Origin of the sequence: Dyella sp. SG562 (assembly GCF_011759495.1) — a bacterium.
In the GTDB taxonomy this organism is placed as follows: domain Bacteria; phylum Pseudomonadota; class Gammaproteobacteria; order Xanthomonadales; family Rhodanobacteraceae; genus Dyella_D; species Dyella_D marensis.
Map to the genome: position 1 here is coordinate 298,148 of NZ_JAAOYS010000005.1, position 20,337 is coordinate 318,484.

Annotated in this window: 22 protein-coding genes and 1 pseudogene; 8 read left to right on the forward strand and 15 right to left on the reverse strand. The window is 68.4% G+C overall.

Annotated features, from left to right (window positions below; translation table 11 throughout):
* Window positions 1-22: 22 nt before the first annotated feature.
* From FHW84_RS12170 to FHW84_RS12195, 6 genes are all read right to left on the reverse strand, one after another.
* Window positions 23-613 (reverse strand): hypothetical protein, encoded by a 591-nt coding sequence (locus FHW84_RS12170; protein WP_167255810.1) that lies wholly within the window; start codon window positions 611-613, stop codon window positions 23-25.
* A 116-nt stretch (window positions 614-729) separates the two neighbouring features.
* On the reverse strand, window positions 730-1,749 hold the full coding sequence (phnD, locus tag FHW84_RS12175; RefSeq protein ID WP_167255812.1) for a phosphate/phosphite/phosphonate ABC transporter substrate-binding protein: 1,020 nt from the start codon (window positions 1,747-1,749) through the stop codon (window positions 730-732).
* 73 nt (window positions 1,750-1,822) lie between these two features.
* A complete protein-coding gene (locus FHW84_RS12180; protein ID WP_167255814.1) occupies window positions 1,823-2,647 on the reverse strand; it encodes a DUF3025 domain-containing protein in 825 nt (274 codons plus the stop codon).
* Between the two features lie 6 nt (window positions 2,648-2,653).
* Window positions 2,654-4,018 (reverse strand): 30S ribosomal protein S12 methylthiotransferase RimO, encoded by a 1,365-nt coding sequence (rimO, locus tag FHW84_RS12185; protein WP_167255816.1) that lies wholly within the window; start codon window positions 4,016-4,018, stop codon window positions 2,654-2,656.
* An 83-nt stretch (window positions 4,019-4,101) separates the two neighbouring features.
* A complete protein-coding gene (locus tag FHW84_RS12190) occupies window positions 4,102-5,088 on the reverse strand; it encodes a phytanoyl-CoA dioxygenase family protein (protein ID WP_167255818.1) in 987 nt (328 codons plus the stop codon).
* 45 nt (window positions 5,089-5,133) lie between these two features.
* Window positions 5,134-5,775 carry a DUF6348 family protein gene (locus FHW84_RS12195; protein ID WP_167255820.1) on the reverse strand — a complete coding sequence of 214 codons (642 nt, stop codon included), beginning with the start codon at window positions 5,773-5,775 and terminating at the stop codon, window positions 5,134-5,136.
* A 97-nt stretch (window positions 5,776-5,872) separates the two neighbouring features.
* On the opposite strand from FHW84_RS12195, the gene FHW84_RS12200 reads away from it, so the two are divergent.
* Both FHW84_RS12200 and FHW84_RS12205 read left to right on the forward strand, forming a co-directional pair.
* The gene (locus FHW84_RS12200; protein ID WP_167255823.1) at window positions 5,873-6,541 is read left to right on the forward strand and encodes a dienelactone hydrolase family protein; all 669 of its coding nucleotides are present in this window, start codon (window positions 5,873-5,875) and stop codon (window positions 6,539-6,541) included.
* Entirely contained in the window at window positions 6,538-7,014 is a 477-nt protein-coding gene (locus FHW84_RS12205; protein WP_167255825.1) for an HIT family protein, read from the forward strand. Before FHW84_RS12200 ends, FHW84_RS12205 begins: the two co-directional genes overlap by 4 nt.
* Here FHW84_RS12205 and FHW84_RS12210 read toward each other — a convergent pair.
* Window positions 6,993-7,487, reverse strand: coding sequence for a hypothetical protein (locus FHW84_RS12210; RefSeq protein WP_167255827.1), 495 nt, complete (start codon window positions 7,485-7,487; stop codon window positions 6,993-6,995). The two genes, FHW84_RS12205 and FHW84_RS12210, sit on opposite strands and share 22 nt — an antisense overlap.
* Before the next feature lie 121 nt (window positions 7,488-7,608).
* Window positions 7,609-8,175 (reverse strand): dCTP deaminase, encoded by a 567-nt coding sequence (gene dcd / locus FHW84_RS12215; protein ID WP_167255829.1) that lies wholly within the window; start codon window positions 8,173-8,175, stop codon window positions 7,609-7,611.
* A 355-nt stretch (window positions 8,176-8,530) separates the two neighbouring features.
* On the opposite strand from dcd, the gene FHW84_RS12220 reads away from it, so the two are divergent.
* Window positions 8,531-9,130, forward strand: coding sequence for a hypothetical protein (locus tag FHW84_RS12220; RefSeq protein ID WP_167255831.1), 600 nt, complete (start codon window positions 8,531-8,533; stop codon window positions 9,128-9,130).
* A gap of 45 nt (window positions 9,131-9,175) precedes the next feature.
* Here the strand turns inward: FHW84_RS12220 and FHW84_RS12225 are convergent, their stop codons facing one another.
* Window positions 9,176-9,442 (reverse strand): hypothetical protein, encoded by a 267-nt coding sequence (locus tag FHW84_RS12225; protein ID WP_167255833.1) that lies wholly within the window; start codon window positions 9,440-9,442, stop codon window positions 9,176-9,178.
* Window positions 9,439-10,533, reverse strand: coding sequence for an iron-sulfur cluster carrier protein ApbC (gene apbC / locus FHW84_RS12230; RefSeq protein WP_167255835.1), 1,095 nt, complete (start codon window positions 10,531-10,533; stop codon window positions 9,439-9,441). Before apbC ends, FHW84_RS12225 begins: the two co-directional genes overlap by 4 nt.
* 158 nt (window positions 10,534-10,691) lie before the next feature.
* Here apbC and FHW84_RS12235 point away from each other — a divergent pair, with 158 nt between their 5' ends.
* Entirely contained in the window at window positions 10,692-11,138 is a 447-nt protein-coding gene (locus FHW84_RS12235; RefSeq protein ID WP_167255837.1) for a DUF2147 domain-containing protein, read from the forward strand.
* 111 nt (window positions 11,139-11,249) lie between these two features.
* Here the strand turns inward: FHW84_RS12235 and FHW84_RS12240 are convergent, their stop codons facing one another.
* The 3 genes from FHW84_RS12240 to FHW84_RS12250 are packed head-to-tail and all read right to left on the reverse strand — an operon-like array spanning window position 11,250 to window position 13,854.
* Window positions 11,250-12,062 carry a DeoR/GlpR family DNA-binding transcription regulator gene (locus FHW84_RS12240; protein ID WP_167255839.1) on the reverse strand — a complete coding sequence of 271 codons (813 nt, stop codon included), beginning with the start codon at window positions 12,060-12,062 and terminating at the stop codon, window positions 11,250-11,252.
* Window positions 12,059-12,679 carry an HAD family phosphatase gene (locus FHW84_RS12245; RefSeq protein WP_243868080.1) on the reverse strand — a complete coding sequence of 207 codons (621 nt, stop codon included), beginning with the start codon at window positions 12,677-12,679 and terminating at the stop codon, window positions 12,059-12,061. Before FHW84_RS12245 ends, FHW84_RS12240 begins: the two co-directional genes overlap by 4 nt.
* 14 nt (window positions 12,680-12,693) lie before the next feature.
* Window positions 12,694-13,854, reverse strand: coding sequence for an MFS transporter (locus tag FHW84_RS12250; protein WP_167255843.1), 1,161 nt, complete (start codon window positions 13,852-13,854; stop codon window positions 12,694-12,696).
* 243 nt (window positions 13,855-14,097) lie between these two features.
* On the opposite strand from FHW84_RS12250, the pseudogene FHW84_RS12255 reads away from it, so the two are divergent.
* The 4 genes and pseudogenes from FHW84_RS12255 to nth all read left to right on the forward strand — a co-directional run bounded on the left by FHW84_RS12255 (window position 14,098) and on the right by nth (window position 18,142).
* A pseudogene (locus tag FHW84_RS12255) lies at window positions 14,098-14,636 on the forward strand (metal-dependent hydrolase).
* A 29-nt stretch (window positions 14,637-14,665) separates the two neighbouring features.
* Window positions 14,666-16,768, forward strand: a complete 2,103-nt coding sequence (gene metG / locus FHW84_RS12260) for a methionine--tRNA ligase (protein WP_167255845.1) — start codon at window positions 14,666-14,668, stop codon at window positions 16,766-16,768.
* 61 nt (window positions 16,769-16,829) lie between these two features.
* On the forward strand, window positions 16,830-17,438 hold the full coding sequence (locus FHW84_RS12265; protein WP_167255847.1) for an RnfABCDGE type electron transport complex subunit B: 609 nt from the start codon (window positions 16,830-16,832) through the stop codon (window positions 17,436-17,438).
* A complete protein-coding gene (gene nth / locus FHW84_RS12270; protein ID WP_167255849.1) occupies window positions 17,435-18,142 on the forward strand; it encodes an endonuclease III in 708 nt (235 codons plus the stop codon). The genes FHW84_RS12265 and nth overlap by 4 nt, the downstream gene beginning before the upstream one ends.
* Window positions 18,143-18,242: 100 nt before the next feature.
* Here the strand turns inward: nth and FHW84_RS12275 are convergent, their stop codons facing one another.
* Together FHW84_RS12275 and FHW84_RS12280 are read right to left on the reverse strand one after the other, a co-directional pair.
* Window positions 18,243-18,722 carry a hypothetical protein gene (locus FHW84_RS12275; RefSeq protein WP_167255851.1) on the reverse strand — a complete coding sequence of 160 codons (480 nt, stop codon included), beginning with the start codon at window positions 18,720-18,722 and terminating at the stop codon, window positions 18,243-18,245.
* A gap of 84 nt (window positions 18,723-18,806) precedes the next feature.
* Window positions 18,807-20,336 carry a SulP family inorganic anion transporter gene (locus FHW84_RS12280; RefSeq protein WP_167255853.1) on the reverse strand — a complete coding sequence of 510 codons (1,530 nt, stop codon included), beginning with the start codon at window positions 20,334-20,336 and terminating at the stop codon, window positions 18,807-18,809.
* Between the last annotated feature and the right edge of the window lies 1 nt (window position 20,337).

The window sequence follows — 20,337 nt, forward strand, 5'->3', positions numbered from 1 at the left end:
GCGAAACGCCGCGCTTCCGCGGTTACTTCGCCCCTTCGCTCATCTGCGCCGCAATCTGCTGCTGGTGTGACTCGAAGAACGCCACATTGGCCGGATTCACCTTCGACTGGTCGATGGTCTTGGCCAGGTTGGGATCGCTGCGCGCCTGCACCGCCAGCGCCGCGTTCATCAGCGCGAGATTGGCCAGCAGGAATTCCTTGGGCGTGAAGCCGTGCTTCTGCACCAGCGGCGCGAGCTTGCTGTCGCCGCCGACCGCGTAATTGGCCAGATCGTCCAGGTTGCGCACCTTGGCGGGATCCGGCGCCGGCTGCGGGCGGATGTCCTGCGCACGCGCTTCCTTGGTTACCGCCATCAGGCGGCCGAGCACGTCTTCGTTGAGCGTGTAATTCCTGATCGCCAGCTGGTCGGCGGCGGGCAGTTCGGGACCGCTCGCGCTCGCCGGTGACTGGCCGGACTGGCGCTGCGGCGCCGCCTGCGGCTGCGGTGCCGCTTGCGGGCGGGGGCTGGCCTGCGCCGAGGCCGACAGCGGCGACAGCGCGGCGGCGCCCATCATCGAGAGCGCGAACAGCCAGCGCATGGAGGCGCCGCGGCGGCGGGCGTGGTGCTGAGTCATGCGAGATCTCCTGGTGGCATGAACGCCTCACCCTACGGATAAAGGATGAACCTCACCTGCCCAGGCGGGCTGAGCAAGATTGAATTTCCGACGCCGGGAAAGGGGGTTCCCGGCTCTCAATGCGCCTGCAATTGCTGCAGCACCTGCTTGTGATCCGCCTCGATCTGCCGCAGCCGCGCATCGCGCGCCGCGTCGCTGACCCAGCGCCCGTGCTGGGCCTGCTGCCGCTGCAAGGTGTATTCCATGTCCGAGAACGGACGCAGCACCAGGCTGTTGGCGGGTACGAAACCGGCGAGATCGGGAATGCGTGCCAGGTTGTCGCGCTCGCGCTCGCCCGCCGTGCCGCCGCCCTTGCCGTAGCCCAGCATGAAATCGGTCAGCTGCTTGCGCAGCTTCGGCTCCATGCCGGCACGCACCACCAGCACGCCGGAGGGAATCAGGCTGGAGCGCCAGATCACCTTCAGCTGCGCGGCCTGGTCGGGGAAATTGCGGCGGAACAGGTCCAGGTCCGGGTTGTTGCCGCTGCACACATCCACTTCGCCGTTGACCACGGCCAGCGCATTGTTCTGGTGATTGCCCACGCGCACGCGGGCGAAGAAGGTGTCGGAGTTGAGTCCGCGCGGCGCGAACACTTCGGCTTCCGGCGCGACATAGCCGGTCACCGACAAGGGCTCGCCGCGCGCATAGCGCCAGCGGCCGGGATGCGCCAGCAGGCCGCTCAGGTCGTGGATGGGGCCGTCCGCGCGCACCACCAGCAAGGCCACGTTGCCCTTGGCGCCGTCGCTGCGCTCGAACTGCGCGAACACGCTCATCTGCTGGCGCAGCACCGCTTCGATGGCCAGCCGGCCGGACAGGAAGGCGATATCCACGCGTTGCTCGCCGATCGCGCCGGAAAGGCCGGCATAGCTGCTCACCGAAACGGTGGTGATCGGATGGCCCAGCCGCTTTTCCAGGTCGGCCAGCAGCGGACGCCACTGCTCGCGCGATTCCGCCGCGCTGCCGATCGGCAGGATGCCGAAGCGGATCGGCTCCGCCGGCACGGCTTCGGCCGCCGGCGCGGCGAGCGGCAGCCAGCAAACCAGTCCGAGCAGCCAGGATCCGATCCAGTGCCAACGCCCCGACGTTCCGGCTGTCATAAGAACCGCCCCCGATTTGCCCCCGGCGTTTATATAGCCGCGAAACCCATGCGCCGGCAATTGCCGCGACAGTTCATGACGGCGGCGAGGCGGCGGCCGGCACCGGCGGCGGATAGCGTCGCCCATGGCGCAGGGGCTGGTAGCACTCGGCGCCGCGGTGAAAAGCCTCGCTGCCGTTGTGCGCATGCCAGCCGGGAATGCCGGACAGCGGCAGCGGGCGCAGTTCGAGCGGATCGCGCAGCAGCGTGCCGTCCGCGATGCCGGCGGCGCAGCGCTGCGCCAGCGCGGCCTCGCCCCGGTCGCCGCAGGCGAACACCAGGGCCTTGCCCACCAGCAGCTTGCCGTCCGTCAGCGCGTGCTCCAGCAGCGCATGGCCGAACACCTCGGCATGGATCGAACCGTCCAGCCAGGCCTCGCGGCGGCGCCAGAACAGGCCGTGCCAGTCGTGCGCGTCCCACAGCGCCAGCAGCGAAGGATCGCGCACGGCCACCAGCACGCCGGCTTCGTCGAAATGAGTGAGCGCGTATTGCGGCCGCGAGCGCGTGCGCGGCCCCATCTGCGCGATCCCGGCCACCTGCTGCGCATTCAGCGCGCGCTTGATCCCCGGATAGCGCAGCCAGGCCAGCGCATTGAACAGGTCGTGCCAGTTGGCGGCGCGCGTGGCGATGGCGCCCTGCGTGTGGATGCGCTGCTCGTAGTGCAGGCCGTCGTCCAGCACGGCGCGCGTCTGCGCCACGAAGCGCTCGCGCTGCTGCGGCGGCAGCAGCGCATCGAGCCGGGCGACGTCGGGCCAGTCAGGCCCGCACAGCAGGTCGGCGTACTCGCGCCAGGCCGCCAGCGGCGGCCGCTGGAACACGGCCGGATCGACCGAGCCGCGCGCGGGCGCCACGTAGCGCATGGGGAATCAGCCGGCGAGGCGCGCGTGCAGATCGTGCTCGTCGGCGGCTTCGACCACCACGTCGACGAACTGGCCCGGCTTCAGCGGCTGGCCGGGTTTGGCCGGGTCGAGCGCGATGCGCACCAGGCCGTCGATCTCCGGCGCGTCGGCGGCGGAACGCGCGACCGCGCCGTGCGCGTCGGCTTCGTCCACCAGCACCCGGATGGTGCGGCCGATCTTGCGCTGCAGCTTGGCCGCCGAGATTTCCGCCTGCACCGCCATGAACTGCTCCAGGCGGTCTTCCTTCAATTCCTCGGACACCGCGCCCGGCAGCTCGTTGGCCTTGGCGCCGTCCACCGGCGAATAGGCGAAGGCGCCGACGCGGTCCAGTTCCGCCTCGCGCAGGAAATCCAGCAGCTCTTCGAATTCGGCGTCCGTCTCGCCGGGGAAGCCGACGATAAACGTGCTGCGGATGGTCAGGTCCGGCACCGCCTTGCGCCAGTTGCGCACGCGCTCCAGCGTCTTGTCGATGTTGCCCGGGCGCTTCATCAGCTTGAGGATGCGCGGGCTGGCGTGCTGGAACGGGATGTCCAGGTACGGCAGCAGCTTGCCGTCCGCCATCAGCTGCATCACTTCGTCCACGTGCGGATACGGGTAGACGTAGTGCAGGCGCGTCCACACGCCCAGCTCCGACAGGCCTTCGCACAGCTCGGTCATGCGCGTGCGCCAGCTCCTGTCGCGCCACTGGCGCTCGGCGTACTTCAGGTCCACGCCGTAGGCGCTGGTGTCCTGCGAGATCACCAGCAGTTCCTTCACGCCGCCCTTCACCAGGCGCTCGGCTTCGAGCAGCACTTCGTCGACCGGACGCGAGACCAGGTCGCCGCGCATCGAGGGGATGATGCAGAAGCTGCAGCGGTGGTTGCAGCCTTCCGAGATCTTCAGGTACGCGTAGTGCTTCGGCGTGAGCTTGATCCCGACCGAGTCATCGCCTTGGGCGCCAAGGCGCCCAAGCGGAATGATGTCCAGCAGCGGATTGCGCTTCGGCGGCAAGGTGGCATGCACCGCGTTCATCACGCTGGCGTAGTCCTGCGGACCGGTAATCGCCAGCACGTCCGGATAGGCCTCGCGGATCAGCTCCGAGCGCTTGCCCAGGCAGCCGGTGACGATGACCTTGCCGTTCTCGTGCAGCGCCTCGCCGATCGCATCCAGCGACTCCTGCACCGCCGCGTCGATAAAGCCGCAGGTGTTGACCACCACCGCATCGGCCGCGCCGTAGCTGGGCACGATCTCGTAGCCTTCGACCTTGAGCTGGGTAAGGATGCGCTCGGAATCGACCAGGGCCTTGGGGCAGCCGAGGCTGACGAAACCGATCTTCTGGGTGGCCTGGGACATGACCTGGGGACCGTTAAGAGGTTGGCAAACCGGGAATTATAGCCGAACCCGCCTGCCCCGTCCGGACCGGTTCCCCACCGCGGTCAGGACTTCCATTCCTCGGTATAGGCATAGCGCGTGGGCCGCAGCGACATGTACTGCACCACGCGCGGGCGCCGCGCCCGGTTCGGGCTGCTGCCGTGCGGCAGCAGGTGGTGCCAGATCACCATGTCGCCGCGGTGGGCGGCGATCGGCTGCAGGGCCAGGGTGCGGCGCGCATGGTCGTTCGGATTCACGCCGGCCGGAACGGTCTTCAGCCACTGCTTCAGCTCGCGATGGAAGCCCGGCACGCAGCTGAAGGCGCCCTGGTCGGGCGCCACGTCGGCGAGATAGAGGATGCCCTGCAGCTCCAGATGGTGCGGTTCGGCCAGCGTGGAATCCCAGTGCAGATGCGGGCCGGGAAACATCCATTCGGGGCGCTCGGGCGGATTGAAGCCGACCTGGTCGACGGTGACCCACAGGTCCTCGCGGCCCCACAGCTGCGCATGCGCCTTGTGGATGCGCGGCGAGCGGCGGTTCGCCACCACCGCCGGATGGTGCAGCAGCGGCACCCAGATCGAGTGGCCGAGCGACGGGCGGTACCAGGACTCGGGATCGTCGCGGTCCATGCCGAGAAAATCGTAGATGGCCGCTTCGGTGGTCCGCGCCGCTTCCGGCGCAATGGCGTTGCGCAGGATGACGTAGCCGTGCTCGTCCCAATGCGCGAGGTCGTCGGCGCTCAAGCCTTCGACGTGGTCGAGAGCGCCGACTTCCGCGCCGACCGCCTCGCCCGCCAGCGCGCGCCGCAGGCGATCGACCGCCGCTTCGTCCAGCTCGCCGCCATGGCGCTCGCCGATCCACGCTTCGAACTGCGCGAAGCTCGGCTTGTGCTGATGCAGGTAACGCAGGGTTTCCAGCACGTTGAGGCGCAGGCCGGCGAGCAGGGTTTTCACGACGTCCTGCGGCAGCGGCGCCACCGAACCCGGCGCGCACTGGCAAGCCCAGTACGTGTGCAACTGCTCGATACCCAGGCCTGCCGCCGTTTCGATCATCGTGCCCCCGACACTTCACAGATGTTTCCGCTGCGCCGCGGCGCTTCAATAATCGCGAATATCCAGCGTGATGAAGCAGCGCGCGCTGTAGCCCGGCCCGCCCGACTGCCAGGCCAGCTGGGCCAGCAGGCGGTCGCCGCCCGGCCAGGGCTGGTTGTCCAGCAGTGCTTCGGCCAGCACCGCGCCATCGTCGGCGCGGCGATAGAACAGGCGGATCCAGTGCAGCTCGCCGCTCAGCGACTCGTTGCGCAGCGCTTCGTGCAAACCCTGCAGCAAGCCATCCGGAGCGGCCACGTCGTCGCGGCTCATCGCCAGCGGGCCGACGAAGATGTCCCAGCTGCGCAGGCCCAGTTCCCAGTTCTGCAGTTGAAGGCGCCGGTCGTCGGTGACGTACCAGCACGAGGCCAGCAGGACGTACAAGGCATTGCGCTCGAACGCCTTCAGCGCATCGCGCATGCCCGCGTCGCCGCGGCTCTGGCCGGCGAAGCTTTCCTCGATATGGCGCTCTTCGCTGATCACCACGTCGACGTCGAGCCGGCCCGGCGCGTCGCCCGCGCCTTCGTGCCAGGTGGCGCGGATGGCCGGGAAATCACCGTCGGTGACCAGCCATTCCTCGTCCGGTTCGAGTTCCACCTCGTGGCGCTCGAACAGGCGCAGCAGGTCGGTTTGCACGGATTGGCCGTTCATCGAAACATCCTTGAAAATAAGCCGCGATAGCCTCTCATAAATGCAGGGCCGCTCCCATCCGCCTAAACTTGCCGCTTTGCGGCAGCGAGAAAGCGTCATGGGCCAGAACATCAACCTTCCCACCTCCGGCACCCAGTGCATCGGCGCCTATCTGGCCAAGCCCGAAGGCAAGCCCAAGGGCGGCATCGTGGTGATCCAGGAAATCTTCGGCGTGAACGCGCATATCCGCAGCGTCGCCGACCGCCTCGCCGCGGCGGGCTACGTTGCCGTGGCGCCGCATTTCTTCGATTACCTGGAGAGCGGCGTGGAGATGGACTACAACGCCGACACCATGGCGCGCGGCAAGGCGCTGGTGAACGAGCTGGGCATGGATCGCGCCGTCGAGGCCGTGGGCAGCGCGGCCGCATCGATCGCCTCCGCCGGCAACATCGGCACCGTGGGCTTCTGCTGGGGCGGCACGGTGGCGCTGCTGGCGGCGATCCGGCTGGGACTGCCCTCGGTGAGCTACTACGGTGCGCGCAACCTGCCCTATCTCGACCAGCCGCCGCAGGCGCCGGTGATGTTCCACTTCGGCGAACTCGACAGGAGCATCCCGCCGGAGATGGTGGCCAGGCACCGCGAGAAACTGCCGCAGATGGAGATCTACACCTACCCGGCCGACCACGCCTTCAACCGCGACATCGGCGCGCAATACCACGAGCCCAGCGCGACGCTGGCCTGGGACCGCAGCATGGGTTTCTTCGCGCGCGAACTGGCCGGCGCATGAGCGGGCACTTCGCGCTGGACGGCCGCCTCGCCGCCGACACCCGCCACGTCGCCAGCCTGCCGCTGTGCGAGCTGCTGCTGATGAACGATGCACGCTTCGCCTGGCTGGTGCTGGTGCCGCGCAAGGCCGGCATGGTGGAGATCGCGGACCTCGCGGACACCGAGCAGCGCACGCTGTGGAGCGAAGTGAATCAGGCGGCGGCCGCGCTGCGCGCTTGCGCGCCTTGCGACAAGCTCAACCTGGGTGCGCTGGGCAATATCGTGCGGCAGCTGCACGTGCACGTGGTGGCGCGGCGCGAAGGCGATGCGGCCTGGCCGGGACCGGTGTGGGGCAGCGGTGCGGCGCAGGCGTATGCGCCGGAGGCGCTGGCCCAGCTCATCGCCAACCTGCGCCAGCGGAAAATAAAAAAGCCCGCGATCGCTCGCGGGCTTCTTGCCGGACCGAAGCGCGCTCAGCGCTGCGACGGATCGTAGCCGCCGCCGCTCGCTTCCTTGCCCTTCAGCTCGTCGTTCATCTTGACCGGAGCGTGGTAGTCCTCCAGCGCGCGCGCCTTGGTCTCCACCGGGTTGATCTTCTTCAGCGTGCCGCCGTCGTCGTAGTACACGGCGAAGCCGTAATCCAGCTGCATGCGCGCCATGAACTCCAGATGCGCCTTGCGCACCTTGGACTCGTCGCTGGGAGTGAGCAGCACGGTCTTGGGCAGCTTGCCCTGGTCCTTCAGATAGGCGAAGTGGCTGCCGGTGTCGAGCGCCGAGAGCACCGCGCCGTCGACCACGAACTGGCCGCTCTTGTAGGCCTCCACCGTGGCGTCGAACTGGCCCTGCATCTGGGCCGTCTTGATGGCCTCGTCCTTGGTGGCGCCGCGATGGCAACCGGCCAGGACCAGCATGCTGCCCAGCAGGACGGCGGCAGCGCTGCGGCTGAGTAGCGTGGATAGACGAATCATGTGCATCTCCGGCAATTCAATTCAGGTGAAGACAACGAAGCGAGTGTAGCGCCGGCCCCCTGGCCTGCACCGGCGCGGGGCGACGGCCGTTCAGCTGCCGCCCCGCGCGAATTCCTGCGAATCAGGTGCGCGGCAGCGTGACGCCGAGCTGGCCCTGGTATTTGCCGCCGCGGTCGCGGTAGCTGGTCTCGCATTCCTCGTCGGATTCGAGGAACAGCATCTGCGCCACGCCTTCATTGGCATAGATCTTGGCCGGCAGCGGCGTGGTGTTGGAGAACTCCAGCGTGACGTGGCCTTCCCACTCCGGCTCCAGCGGCGTCACGTTGACGATGATGCCGCAGCGCGCGTAGGTGCTCTTGCCCAGGCAGATGGTCAGCACGCTGCGCGGAATACGGAAGTACTCCACCGTGCGCGCCAGCGCGAACGAGTTCGGCGGGATGATGCACACGTCCGCCTCCACGTCGACGAAGCTGGTCGGGTCGAACGCCTTCGGGTCGACGATGGTGGAGTTGATGTTGGTGAAGATCTTGAATTCGCGCGCGCAGCGCACGTCGTAGCCGTAGCTGGAAGTGCCGTAGGAGACCAGCTTGTTGCCGTCGCGGAGCTTGATCTGGCCCGGCTCGTACGGCTCGATCATGCCCTTCTGCTCGGCCATGCGCCGGATCCACTTGTCGGATTTGATGCTCACTCGGACTCCCGTTGCGATCTGCTGGTCCGGCCGCGCGCGAACGCCGGGCCGAAAGCGGAAAAACATAGCGGATCGCCCTGGGTCCCGCCAGTCGCGGCGGCGGGCCGGCGGATTTGCCGGCGACCGCTCCGGCGATGCGGGACGCTGCCGCGCACGAGGCCGATCATCGTCAGCCAGCCGCAAGCCAGGAAAGACAAACCACTGATTCGAAGAGATTTTCAGAACAGACCAATCGAAACCCAGGCTGAGCGCCGGCTAAATCCGCCCTGCCCGCGTCCGTCAACACGCCCTCCGGCCTCCCGTTCTCCGCAGCACCCGGGCACGCAGTTCCACCATTCCAAAGAGGAGAACGTCCATGCAGCATCGCATCAGCTTCCGCCGTCTCGCGCTCGCCGGCTTCATCGCCGCCGCCTTCGGCGCCGCTGCCCACGCGCAGGAGGCACCGGTCAATCAGGACGTGCAGCGCAACGTCAACCAGCAGCAGCGCATCGAGAACGGCGTCAAGGATGGCCAGCTGACCACCCGCGAAGCCTCGCAGCTGGAACAGGGCCAGGCCCACGTCGACCGCATGGAGCAGCGCGACCTGAAGAAGGGTCCGCTGACCAGCCAGGAACAGGCCCAGATACAGCACGCCGAGAACGTGCAGAGCCGCGACATCTACCGCGACGCGCACAACGGCCGCACGCAGAACCCCGACTCCGTTTCCTCGCGCCGCATGGCCGCCGACGTGCAGCGCAACGTCAACCAGGAGAAGCGCATCGACCAGGGCGTGCGCAGCGGCTCGCTCAACGACAACCAGGTGGCGCACCTGCAGGGCCGCGAGGCGCACGTCGACCACGAGGAGCACAACGCCGGCGCCAACGGCCATGTGAGCCGCGGCGAGCAGCGGCATATCCAGCGCACGGAGAATCGCGACAGCCGGGCGATCCATCGGCAGAAGAAGGCTGGTGGCTGATCCGGATGACGGAGACACGACGGGCGCCGCGAGGCGCCCGTTTTTTTATGCGGCGAGTATGGCGAACGGGCGGGACAACGCGGCGCGGATGCGTTCCACGTGGCCGGCATCGCCGAGCAGGGCTTCCGCCGAACAGCCTGCGCCGCGACCCGAGGCGTTCCATTGCGCGACCGGCTTGTCCGGGAATTCCAGGCTGGACACCAGCCGGCCGGCGCAGGTCGGGGTGAGCGCAGCGAACCCCAACAGCCCCGTACCGCGGTCGCCATGTTGGGGTTCGCTGCGCTCACCCCAACCTACGCCGTGGCTGGTCATGCCGTCGGCGTGCCCTGCACGATGATCTTGCCCAGCCCCAGCGACTTGTTGCGCGGCTGGCGCGACAGGCGCCCCGCCGCATTGCGCGCGATCTGGCGATAGCGCGCGGCCAGGTCGGAATCCGGAATCGCCGCCACGGTGGGCGTGCCGCTGTCGGCCTGCTCGCGGATGCGGATGTCCAGCGGCAGCGAGCCCAGATAGGCCACGTGGTACTGCTCGGCCATGCGCGCGCCGCCGCCCTCGCCGAAGATCGGTTCCTCGTGCCCGCAGTTAGTGCACACGTGGGTGGCCATGTTCTCCACCACGCCCAGCACCGGCACCTCGACCTTCTCGAACATCTTCAGCGCCTTGCGCGCATCCAGCAGGGCGATGTCCTGCGGCGTGGTGACGATCACCGCGCCGGCCACCGGCACCTTCTGCGACAGCGTGAGCTGGATGTCGCCGGTGCCGGGCGGCAGGTCGATCACCAGATAGTCGAGCTGCTCCCAGCGCGAGTCGTTGAGCAGCTGCATCATGGCCTGGGTGACCATGGGGCCGCGCCAGATCATCGGCGTCTCTTCGTCGACCAGGAAACCGATCGACATCGCCTGCAGGCCATGCGCCTGCAGCGGGGTGATGGTCTTGCCGTCCGGCGATTCCGGCTTGCCGCCGATGCCGAGCATGCGCGGCTGGCTGGGGCCGTAGATGTCCGCATCGAGCACGCCGACCTTGGCGCCCTCGGCGGCCAGCGCCAGCGCGAGGTTGGCGGACACGGTGGACTTGCCCACGCCGCCCTTGCCCGAGGCGACCACGATGATGTTCTTCACGTTGGGCAGCGGCGCCAGCGTGCCCTGCACCTTGTGCGCGTAGATGCGGCTGCCTGCCGACACCGCGGCGGCCTCGATCGCCGGGTCCGCTTCCAGCGCCTGCTTCGCCAGCGCGGCGATCGCGTCCACGGCGCCCGCGGCGGGATAGCCCAGCTGCAGGTCGACCGAGACGCGCGCTCCGTCCACGCCCACGGCGCGCAGGCTGTCGGCGAGCGGCGCGCCGGTGTGGGGGTCGATCGTGTCGCCGAGGATGCGGCGTACCAGGGCTTCGCTTGCCTGCGTCATGGAAGGGATTTGCTGCGGGAGAGAGCGGCCATTATGCCAGCCCATGGCCCCATTACTGAGCTGCCGCGGCCTCCAGGCCGAGCTTGCGCATTGCAGCTTGACGGGCCGGCGGGGCCTCGTCAGGCTCCGTCCATACCGTTTCGTATGGGAGGGACTGCATGAAGCCTTTGATCCGCCTCGCCACCGCCGCCGGCCTGCTCTTCGCCGCCGGCGCCGCCCTGGCCGCCAGCAACTCGCCGGTGGGCACCTGGAAGACCATCGACGACAAGACCCACCAGCCCAAGTCCATCGTGGAGATCACCGAGGTCAACGGCGAGCTGCAGGGCAAGGTGCTGCACGTGCTGCAGTCCGACCATGGCCCGAACCCGAAGTGCGAGGAATGCGACGGCGCGCGCAAGGACCAGCCGATCGAAGGCATGGTGATCATGTGGGGCGTCAAGCAGGACGGCGACGAGTGGGACGGCGGCAAGATCCTCGATCCCAAGAACGGCAAGACCTACAAGGTCAAGCTGAAGGTGCTGGAGAACGGCGCCAAGCTCGACGTGCACGGCTACATCGGCTTCTCGCTGATCGGGCGCAGCCAGGTGTGGGAACGCCAGGAGTGAGCGGCTTTCGTCGCCCCTGGGAATAGGGAATCGGGAATAGGGAATAGAGAATCGGAGCGCGCCCCGCAAGTATTGCGGGGCGCGCTTTTTCTATTCCCGATTCCCGATTCCCTATTCCCGATTCCCAGCCTCCGCACGATGCACCGTCACGCCGCGGGCGGTGTAGGCCGCCCGCGTCGCCTTGTCCACCTCGTGCTCCACCACCAGGTGCTGTACCTCGCCCAGCTCCGCCACGCGATGCGTGGCCACCGTGCCGAGCTTGTCGCTGGTGACCACCACCGCGGTCTCGCCGCTGCACTCGACCATGGTGCGCTTGAACAGCACTTCCTCGCTGTCGAAACCCCACAGGCCGCCGTCCAGGTCCAGCGCGCAGGCGCCGGGAAAGCACAGGTCCGCGCGGATGCCCTGCAGCGACTTCACCGCCTGCGCACCCACCGCGCCGCCGATGCGCGCATCCACGCGGCCGCCGACCAGCAGGATCTCGAAACCCTCGCGGTCCATCAGCGCCAGCGCCACGTCCGGCGCATTGGTCACCACCGTCAGGCCGCTGCGTTCGGGCAGCGCCGCGGCGATGGCGGTATTGGTGGAACCGGCGTCGATCAGCAGGATCTGCCCCTGCCGCACCAGCGTCGCCGCCTTGCGCGCGAGCGCCTGCTTGCGGCCGGCGTGTTCGGCGCGGCGCTGCTTCAGCGGCTGCACGGTGACGGTGAGCGGCAGCGCGCCGCCGTAGACGCGTTTGCACAGGCCCTGCGCGGCCAGTTCGCGCAGGTCGCGGCGGATCGAGTCCTCCGACACCTGGAACTCCGCCGCCAGCTCCGCCGCCACCACGCGGCCGCGGCTGCGCAGGCGCTGCAGGATCCATTGCTGGCGTTCCTGCGGCAGCGCCTCCGCGGGGATGCTTTCGCTGGCGATGCTGCGGCTCATGCGGCGGCCCTGGCGTCGACCAGTCCCTGCGCCGCGAGCCAGTCGCGCAGGCCGTCCGCACCCTGGAACCACCACGCATGCATGCCGAGCGCGGCGGCCGCGTCGACGTTGCGCCGTGCATCGTCGATATAGATGCTGCGCGCCGGCTCGATGCCGTAGCGCTCGAACAGCCGCTGGTAGATACGCGGATCGGGCTTGATCAGGCGCTCCTCGCCCGACACCACGATGCCTTCGAACCAATGCAGGAAGTCGTACAGCTGCAGCGCGCGCGGGAAGGTTTCGTTCGACCAGTTGGTGAGCGCATACAGGCGCACGCCGCGCGCCTTGAGCTCCGCCAGCAGCTCCACGCTGCCGGCGATGGGGCCGGCCAGCATTTCTTCCCAGCGCTCGCGGAACGCATTGATCAGCGGCGCCTGTTGCGGATGCCTGGCGCAGAGTTCGGCGATCGCCTCGCTCCATGGCCGGCCCGCATCCTGCTGCTCGTTCCACGGCCCCGTGCAGACCTCGGCGAGGAAATGCTCCATCGCCGCCTCGTCGTCGAACAGCTGGCGGTACAGATGGCGCGGATTCCAGTCGACCAGCACGCCGCCGAGGTCGAACACCACGGTATCGATCATTGCATCACCTTTGTTCATCGCCGCACGATCCGCGCCGAAGCGGACACCACCACCAGCAGCCCCGCCACCACGGCCATCGCCACCGGCAGGCTGCTGATCTTCGAAAGAAAGCCGATCAGGGCCGGCCCGCTGAGCAGGCCGACATAGCCGAGCATGGTCACCGTCGCCAGCGCGACCGCCGGCGAGGTGCCCGGCAGGCGGCCCGCGGCGCTGAACATCACCGGCACGATGTTGGACGCGCCGATGCCGACCAGCACGAAGCCGAGCAGCGCGGCCGGCGCCCACGGCACCATGGAAACCAGCGCAAAACCGGCCGCGGCGATGGCCGCGCCCGCGCGCACCGTCCACACCGTGCCCACCCGCTGCACCAGCCGGTCGCCGGCGAGGCGGCCCATCGCCATGGCGATGGAGAAGCAGGCGTAGCCGACGCCGGCGGAGCTGGCCGCGAAGCCGCGGAAGTCGCGCAGGAACACCGCGCTCCAGTCCAGCATCGAACCTTCCGCCATGAAGCTGACGAAGCACAGCAGGCCCAGCAGCAGCACCAAGCCGCGCGGCATGCCGAACGCCGCATGGCCTTCCGCCTCGCCGGCGCCGGGAAGCAATCCATCGCGCAGGAAGAACACCAGGGCGGCAAGCAGGGCCGCGACCGCCGTCGCGCACCAGGCCAGCGCAAGGCCCGTGGCGAGCAAGGCGCTCATCACCGCCGCGCCGGTCAGGCCGCCGACGCTGAAGAGTCCGTGGAAACCGGACATCAGCACGCGGCCGTCGAGCTTCTCCACCTCCACCGCGTGCGCATTCATGGCGACGTCGACCACGCCCAGCATCACGCCGAAATAGGCCAGCGCCGCGGTAAGCGCGATTGCGCTCGGTGCCAGCGCCAGCGCCGGCAAGGCCAGGCACAGCAGCAGGCCGGAGGCGACGATCACCCGGCGGTTGCCGTAGCGATGGCTGAGCCAGCCCACGAACGGCATCGACGCCATCGAACCGCCGCCGAACACCAGCAGGATCAGCCCCAGCTGGGCGTCGTCCAGGCCCAGCCGCGACTTGGCGTACGGCACCATCGGCGCCCACGCCGACATGCCGATGCCGGAGACCAGGAAGATCAGGCGGGTGGACAGCGTGGCGCGGCCCAGGGATACGCGGCCGCCCAGGGCGCCGTCGGTGCTTGCTTTCATGCGGTGTTGCTCGGGGTCAACAATGGGGATAAATGTATACAATCGTGCATAAACAAGCAAACGGCGAAAGTGCGCGACGCTTAAGCCCCTCTCCCCTTGGGAGAGGGGTTGGGGTGAGGGTACGGGCGGAGTGGGGCGCCGCACTCCGCCCGTACCCTCATCCGGCTGCCGCCACCTTCTCCCGGAGGGAGAAGGGCTCTACCTTGGAGGACTAGGGAAATAGCGCAGCTCACAAGGAACGTCATGCCCACCATCCTCACCCACGCCGCCGTCCCCCTCCTGCTCGGCGCCGCCGCCGGCAGGCGCGCGGTATCGCCCCGCCTGCTCGCCGCCGGCGCCATCGCCGCCATGCTCCCCGACGCCGACGTGCTCGCCTTCAAATTCGGCATCGCCTACGCCGACAGCTTCGGCCATCGCGGCGCCACGCATTCCATCGGCATGGCGCTCGCACTCGGCGCCCTCGCCGCGCTCGCCCATCGCCCTTGCGGACCAGCGCGTGGCGCGCCTTCGCGTTCGTCGGCCTCGCCGCCCTCTCGCATCCGCTGCTGGATGCGCTGACCGACGGCGGCCTCGGCGTGGCGCTGGCCTGGCCATTCGCCAGCGAGCGCTTCTTCTTCCCCTGGCGGCCGATCGCGGTGTCGCCGATCGGCGCGCGCTTCTTCAGCGCGCGCGGCCTGTCGGTGCTGGCTTCCGAACTGCGCTGGGTATGGCTGCCCTGCGGCCTGGCGGCGCTCGCCATGTGGCTGGTCCGGCGGCGTGCCGATGGCGCCCGCGTGCCATAATCCTCGATCCCTCCGCCAGCCGAGCAGCCATGTCCCGCCGACTCCTCGTCACCAACGCCCTGCCCTATGCCAACGGTCCGCTGCACCTGGGCCACATGGTGGGCTACATCCAGGCCGACATCTGGGTGCGGGCGCAGCGCATGCAGGGCGACGAGGTGTTCTACGTGTGCGCGGACGACGCGCACGGCACGCCGATCATGCTGGCGGCGGAAAAGGCCGGCGTGGCGCCGGAGACCTTCATCGAAGGCGTGCAGCTGAGCCACGAGGCGGATTTCGCCGCCTTCGGCGTGGCCTTCGACCATTACCACTCCACCCATTCGGACGAGAACCGCGAGCTGGCCTCGCTGATCTACACGCGCCTGCGCGACGGCGGCTATATCGCGCGCCGCACGATCCAGCAGCTGTTCGATCCGGAAAAGACCATGTTCCTGCCGGACCGCTACATCAAGGGCACCTGCCCCGTGTGCGGCACGCCGGACCAGTACGGCGACAACTGCGAGAACTGCGGCGCCACCTATGCGCCCACCGACCTGATCAACCCGTATTCGGTGATGTCCGGCGCCACGCCGGTGCTGCGCGATTCGGAGCATTACTTCTTCGAGCTGGCCAAGTTCGAGCCGCTGCTGCGCGACTGGTTCGGCGGCAAGCTCACCGATGGCGCGCCGGTGGCCAACAGCGGCGTGATCGCCAAGCTGCGCGAATGGCTGGATGGCGGCCTGAAGGACTGGGACATCTCGCGCGACGCGCCCTACTTCGGCTTCCCGATTCCCGACGCACCGGGCAAGTTCTTCTATGTCTGGCTGGACGCGCCGGTCGGCTACCTGGCCAGCTTCCAGGCGCTGTGCGCGAAGACCGGCACCCGCTTCGAGGATTTCCTCGCGCCGGACAGCCGCGCCGAGATGCACCACTTCATCGGCAAGGACATCATCAACTTCCACGGCCTGTTCTGGCCGGCCATGCTCAAGGGCGCGGGCTTCCGCACGCCCACCGCGCTGCACGTCAACGGCTACCTCACCGTCAACAACGCGAAGATGTCCAAGTCGCGCGGCACCTTCATCAAGGCGCGCACCTACCTGGACGTCGGCCTGCATCCGGAATTCCTGCGCTACTACTTCGCCTCCATGCTGGGCGACACGCCGGTGGACGTGGACCTGGACCTGAAGTCGTTCGAGGAGCGCGTCAATTCGCACCTCGTCGGCAAGTGGGTGAACATCGCCAGCCGCACCGCCGGCTTCGTGCAGAAGTTCTTCGACGGCCGCCTGGCGCCCGCCTTCGGCAAGGAAGAAGCGGAGCTGTGGCGCGAACTGATGACGCACTACGACGAAGTGCCGGCGTTGTACCGCCAGGGCGAGTTCGCCGAAGTCACGCGCAAGTTCGTGCAGATCGCCGACCTGGTGAACGGCCATATCGCCGCCAAGGCGCCGTGGAACATCGCCAAGGACAGCACGCGCAAGCAGGAGCTGCACCAGGTCTGCTCGTTCGCCATCGCCGCGTTCCGCCTGCTCGCCGGCCTGCTCAAGCCGATCCTGCCGGCCACGGTGGAAAAGGCCGAGCGCTTCCTCGACGCGCCGGTCACCGGCTTCGACGACGCCCGCGCCGAACTGCACAACCACACCATCCATGCCTTCGAGCCCCTGCTCGGCCGCATCGACCCGAAGCTGATCGAAACGATGGTGGAGGCGTCGCGCGACTCGCTGGCTCCGCCCGAGCCGGCCGCCAAGCCGGCCAGGGCCATCAAGAACGAGACCAAGAAGGACAACGGCAAGACCATGAGCGACACCACCAGCACCGGCACCGCAGCCACCATCGGCATCGACGACTTCGCCAAGCTCGACCTGCGCATCGGCAAGGTCACCGCCTGCGAGTTCGTCGAAGGCTCCGACAAGCTGCTGCGCTTCGAACTGGACGCCGGCCCGCTGGGCGCGCGCCAGATCTTCTCCGGCATCCGCGCCGCCTACGGCGAACCGGAGAAACTGCTCGGCCGCAACGTGGTCTTCATCGCCAACCTGGCGCCGCGCAAGATGCGCTTCGGCCTGTCGGAAGGGATGATCCTTTCCGCCGGCGACGGCGGGGACGACCTGTTCCTGCTCGATGCGGATCAGGGCGCGAAGCCGGGAGCCACGGTTCGCTGAGTTCCGCCGGAAGAACGGGATGCCTCATGCCCGTTCTTCCGCTTCGTTCAAGCCCGACGCCATGAACACCCTCGCTGACCGCATCGACACCCTGCTGCCGCAGACGCAATGCGAGAAATGCGGCTACCACGGCTGCCGTCCGTATGCGGAAGCGATCGCGCGCGGCGAAGCGCAGATCAATCAATGCCCGCCCGGCGGCGCGGCCGGCATCCGCAAGCTGGCGGATCTGCTCGGGCGCGAGCCGCTGCCGCTGAATCCCGACAACGGCGTGGAAAAGCCGCGCACGCTGGCGCGCATCGTCGAGGCGGACTGCATCGGCTGCACCAAATGCATCCAGGCCTGTCCGGTGGATGCCATCGTCGGCGCGGCGAAAGTGATGCACAGCGTGATCGCGGACGACTGCACCGGCTGCGAGCTGTGCGTGCCGGCCTGCCCGGTCGACTGCATCGTGCTGGAGCCGATGCCGCTGGCGCAGGTGGAAGACCTTGCGCATGCCGACCGGGCGCGCGCGCATTTCCAGCGCCGCGAGGCGCGCCTTGCGCGCGAGCGCGAAAAACAGGCGGCCGAGCTGGCCGCGCGCAAGGCGCAGCTCGGCGCGGCGGTGAGCGACAACCCGGTGCTGGCCGCGCTGGCCCGCGCCAAGGCCAGGCAACAGGAACCCAAACCGTGAAGCGAGCCGACGTCGTCGAGCTGTTCTCCCGCCTGCGCGAACTGGATCCGCACCCCACCACCGAGCTGGACTACACCACGCCGTTCGAGCTGCTGGTGGCGGTGGTGCTGTCGGCGCAGGCCACCGACGTGGGCGTGAACAAGGCCACGCGCAAGCTGTATCCGGTGGCGAACACGCCGCGGGCCATCCTTGACCTGGGCGAGGAACAGCTCAAGCGCTACATCAGCACCATCGGCCTGTTCAACGCCAAGGCCAAGAACGTGATCGCGCTGTGCCGCATCCTGGTCGAACAGTACGCCGGCGAAGTGCCGCAGACGCGCGAGGCGCTGGAAGCGCTGCCGGGCGTGGGCCGCAAGACCGCCAACGTGGTGCTCAATACCGCGTTCGGGCACGCCACCATCGCGGTGGACACGCATATCTTCCGCGTTTCCAACCGCACGGGCCTTGCGCCGGGCAAGGACGTGCGGGCGGTGGAGGACAAGCTGGAGAAAGTGGTGCCGCCGGAGTTCAAGCAGGACGCGCACCACTGGCTGATCCTGCACGGGCGCTATGTGTGCAAGGCGCGCAAGCCGGATTGCCCGCAGTGCGTGATCCGCGATCTGTGCCGGTACAAGGACAAGACGCCGGCGGAGTCCGGGAAGAAAAAAGCGCCGGCCAAGAAGGCAGCGGCGAAGAAGACCGCATCGCGGCGTAGGTTGGGGTGAGCCTGAGGCGAACCCCAACCATGCGACCGCGCTGCGGCCGTGCGGACGTTGGGGTTCGCCATAGGCTCACCCCAACCTGCGCCAGATATTTCGCGCATATTCAAAGCGTCCACACGCAGACACCGCCGCGCCGCGTCGCCACCGCGGCCATGCCCTTCGAGCGCAGCCTGGTCTTGCAGGTCGGGCACACCAGGTGCGAACCGTTCGGCTGCAGGATCGACTTCAGTCCGCCCTCGTAGCAATGCACGCACAGGTCGTGCGGCACCGCGCCGGACTCGCGGCTGGTCTTGAAGCGATACACCAGGCCGCCCTGCGGCAGCTGGTGCAGCACGTAGCGTTCGCGCTCCATGCGCGCCTGGCGCACTTCTTCTACCTCGCGCGCCAGCGCATCGCGCTCTTCCAGCAGTGCGCCATAAGCCAGCTGCATCGCGGCGAGTCGGTGCTGGATCTCGGCCATGGCGCCGTACAGTTCCGGCGCCTTGGCCCGCGTCTCGTCCGGCGACAGCGCGCCGGCCATGTCGCGGGCGATATCCGAACCGGTCTTGATGGCGCCCAGCGCCGCCGTGATGTCCGCGAGCATCGATGTACTCCCCTTGCGCTGGTCAAAGAAGCCCCGCGGACGCGCCTGGGCATCCGCGGGGTGTGGCAAAACCGCATGAAGCGATCAGGCCGCCTTGGCCGGACCTTCCACGCGACGCTCAAGCTCCATCCAATCCACCACCAGCTCGCAACCCCTGGACTTGGCGTTGCGGGCCCAGTCGCGCAGCAGCTCGAAGCTGGCCTGGTCGACATGGTGCAGGTCGTCCATCACCACGTGCAGGCGCGTGTTCGGCGGCACCTGTTCCAGCGTGCGCGCCATCGACGGCACCTTCAGGAAGGTGGCGATGCCGGTCAGGTGCAGCTTGGCCGCGCCGGGCTCGTCGTCGTGCTCGGCCAGGTTCACCTTCAGGCGCGAAGACAGCAGGGCCAGGCGGAACAGCGACAGCGCGAAGCCCACCAGCACGCCGGCCAGCAGGTCGGTGGCGACGATGGCGAAGGTGGTCGCCAGGTAGATCGCGGCGGTGCCCTTGCCGTAGGCGGCGAAGCTCTTCACCTGCTTGAAGTTGATCATCTTCACGCCGGTAAAGACCAGGATGCCGGCCAGGCAGGACACCGGCGTCATGCGCATCAGCCACGGCAGCAGCAAGGCGAACACCAGCAGCCAGGCACCATGCATCATGGTGGCCATGCGCGTGGCCGAGCCGGCCTGCACATTGGCCGCGCTGCGCACGATCACGCCGGTCATCGGCAGCGCGCCGAACAGGCCGCACAGCGTATTGCCCACACCCTGCGCGGTCAGTTCGCGGTCGTAGTTGGTGCGCACGCCGTCGTGCATGCGGTCCACCGCCGCCGCCGACAGCAGCGTCTCCGCGCTGGCGATGAAGGCGAAGGTCAGCGCGGCCACCAGCAGCGAGGGTTCGAGCAGGCCGCCGAGATCGGCGAAGCTGGGCAGCGAGATCGCCGACAGCAGGTTGGCCGGCACGTCGACCTTGTTGACGTTCACGCCGTTGAACTGCACGAACGCGGTCACCGCCACCACGGCCAGCAAGGCGCCGGGCACGAAACGCAGCTTCTGCGGACGCAGTTTTTCCCAGCCCAGCATGATCGCGATGGTGGTCAGGCCCACGCCCAGCGCGGCCAGGCCGGTGCCTTCGCCGGAGAACGCATCGGCCAGTCCACCCGGCAACGCGGCGAAATTCTCCAGGCCGCGCGCCGCCGGCTTGGCGTCGATCAGCACGTGCGCCTGCGAGGCCACGATCAGGATGCCGATGCCCGACAGCATGCCGGCGACCACCGCCGGCGAGGTCATGCGGAACCAGATACCCACGCGGCACAGGCCCGCGGCGATCTGGATCAGGCCGGCCAGCAGCACCACCGGACCGAGCGCCGCCACGCCGTGTTCGCGCACCAGCTCGAATACCAGCACGGCCAGGCCAGCGGCGGGGCCGCTGACCTGCAAGGGCGAGCCGGCGATGGCGCCGACCACGATGCCGCCGATGATGCCGGTGATCAGGCCGGCTGCCGGCGGCATGCCGGAGGCGATGGCGATGCCCATGCACAAGGGCAGCGCCACCAGGAACACCACGATCGAGCCGAGCATGTCACGGCTGAACAGGCCACCCGAAAAGTACTTCGAGAACACATGGGAACTCATG

What these genes read in the sequence shown, in the direction of transcription:
- FHW84_RS12245 (WP_243868080.1), bottom strand. Translation starts at nt 12,679, where the DNA reads ATGATCGATACCGTGGTGTTCGACCTCGGCGGCGTGCTGGTCGACTGG.
- phnD (WP_167255812.1), bottom strand. Translation starts at nt 1,749, where the DNA reads ATGACAGCCGGAACGTCGGGGCGTTGGCACTGGATCGGATCCTGGCTG.
- FHW84_RS12220 (WP_167255831.1), top strand. Translation starts at nt 8,531, where the DNA reads ATGCAGCATCGCATCAGCTTCCGCCGTCTCGCGCTCGCCGGCTTCATC.
- FHW84_RS12250 (WP_167255843.1), bottom strand. Translation starts at nt 13,854, where the DNA reads ATGAAAGCAAGCACCGACGGCGCCCTGGGCGGCCGCGTATCCCTGGGC.
- FHW84_RS12225 (WP_167255833.1), bottom strand. Translation starts at nt 9,442, where the DNA reads ATGACCAGCCACGGCGTAGGTTGGGGTGAGCGCAGCGAACCCCAACAT.
- FHW84_RS12195 (WP_167255820.1), bottom strand. Translation starts at nt 5,775, where the DNA reads ATGAACGGCCAATCCGTGCAAACCGACCTGCTGCGCCTGTTCGAGCGC.
- FHW84_RS12235 (WP_167255837.1), top strand. Translation starts at nt 10,692, where the DNA reads ATGAAGCCTTTGATCCGCCTCGCCACCGCCGCCGGCCTGCTCTTCGCC.
- FHW84_RS12265 (WP_167255847.1), top strand. Translation starts at nt 16,830, where the DNA reads ATGAACACCCTCGCTGACCGCATCGACACCCTGCTGCCGCAGACGCAA.
- FHW84_RS12210 (WP_167255827.1), bottom strand. Translation starts at nt 7,487, where the DNA reads ATGATTCGTCTATCCACGCTACTCAGCCGCAGCGCTGCCGCCGTCCTG.
- FHW84_RS12275 (WP_167255851.1), bottom strand. Translation starts at nt 18,722, where the DNA reads ATGCTCGCGGACATCACGGCGGCGCTGGGCGCCATCAAGACCGGTTCG.
- rimO (WP_167255816.1), bottom strand. Translation starts at nt 4,018, where the DNA reads ATGTCCCAGGCCACCCAGAAGATCGGTTTCGTCAGCCTCGGCTGCCCC.
- apbC (WP_167255835.1), bottom strand. Translation starts at nt 10,533, where the DNA reads ATGACGCAGGCAAGCGAAGCCCTGGTACGCCGCATCCTCGGCGACACG.
- FHW84_RS12170 (WP_167255810.1), bottom strand. Translation starts at nt 613, where the DNA reads ATGACTCAGCACCACGCCCGCCGCCGCGGCGCCTCCATGCGCTGGCTG.
- FHW84_RS12200 (WP_167255823.1), top strand. Translation starts at nt 5,873, where the DNA reads ATGGGCCAGAACATCAACCTTCCCACCTCCGGCACCCAGTGCATCGGC.
- FHW84_RS12240 (WP_167255839.1), bottom strand. Translation starts at nt 12,062, where the DNA reads ATGAGCCGCAGCATCGCCAGCGAAAGCATCCCCGCGGAGGCGCTGCCG.
- FHW84_RS12190 (WP_167255818.1), bottom strand. Translation starts at nt 5,088, where the DNA reads ATGATCGAAACGGCGGCAGGCCTGGGTATCGAGCAGTTGCACACGTAC.
- metG (WP_167255845.1), top strand. Translation starts at nt 14,666, where the DNA reads ATGTCCCGCCGACTCCTCGTCACCAACGCCCTGCCCTATGCCAACGGT.
- FHW84_RS12280 (WP_167255853.1), bottom strand. Translation starts at nt 20,336, where the DNA reads ATGAGTTCCCATGTGTTCTCGAAGTACTTTTCGGGTGGCCTGTTCAGC.
- FHW84_RS12205 (WP_167255825.1), top strand. Translation starts at nt 6,538, where the DNA reads ATGAGCGGGCACTTCGCGCTGGACGGCCGCCTCGCCGCCGACACCCGC.
- FHW84_RS12180 (WP_167255814.1), bottom strand. Translation starts at nt 2,647, where the DNA reads ATGCGCTACGTGGCGCCCGCGCGCGGCTCGGTCGATCCGGCCGTGTTC.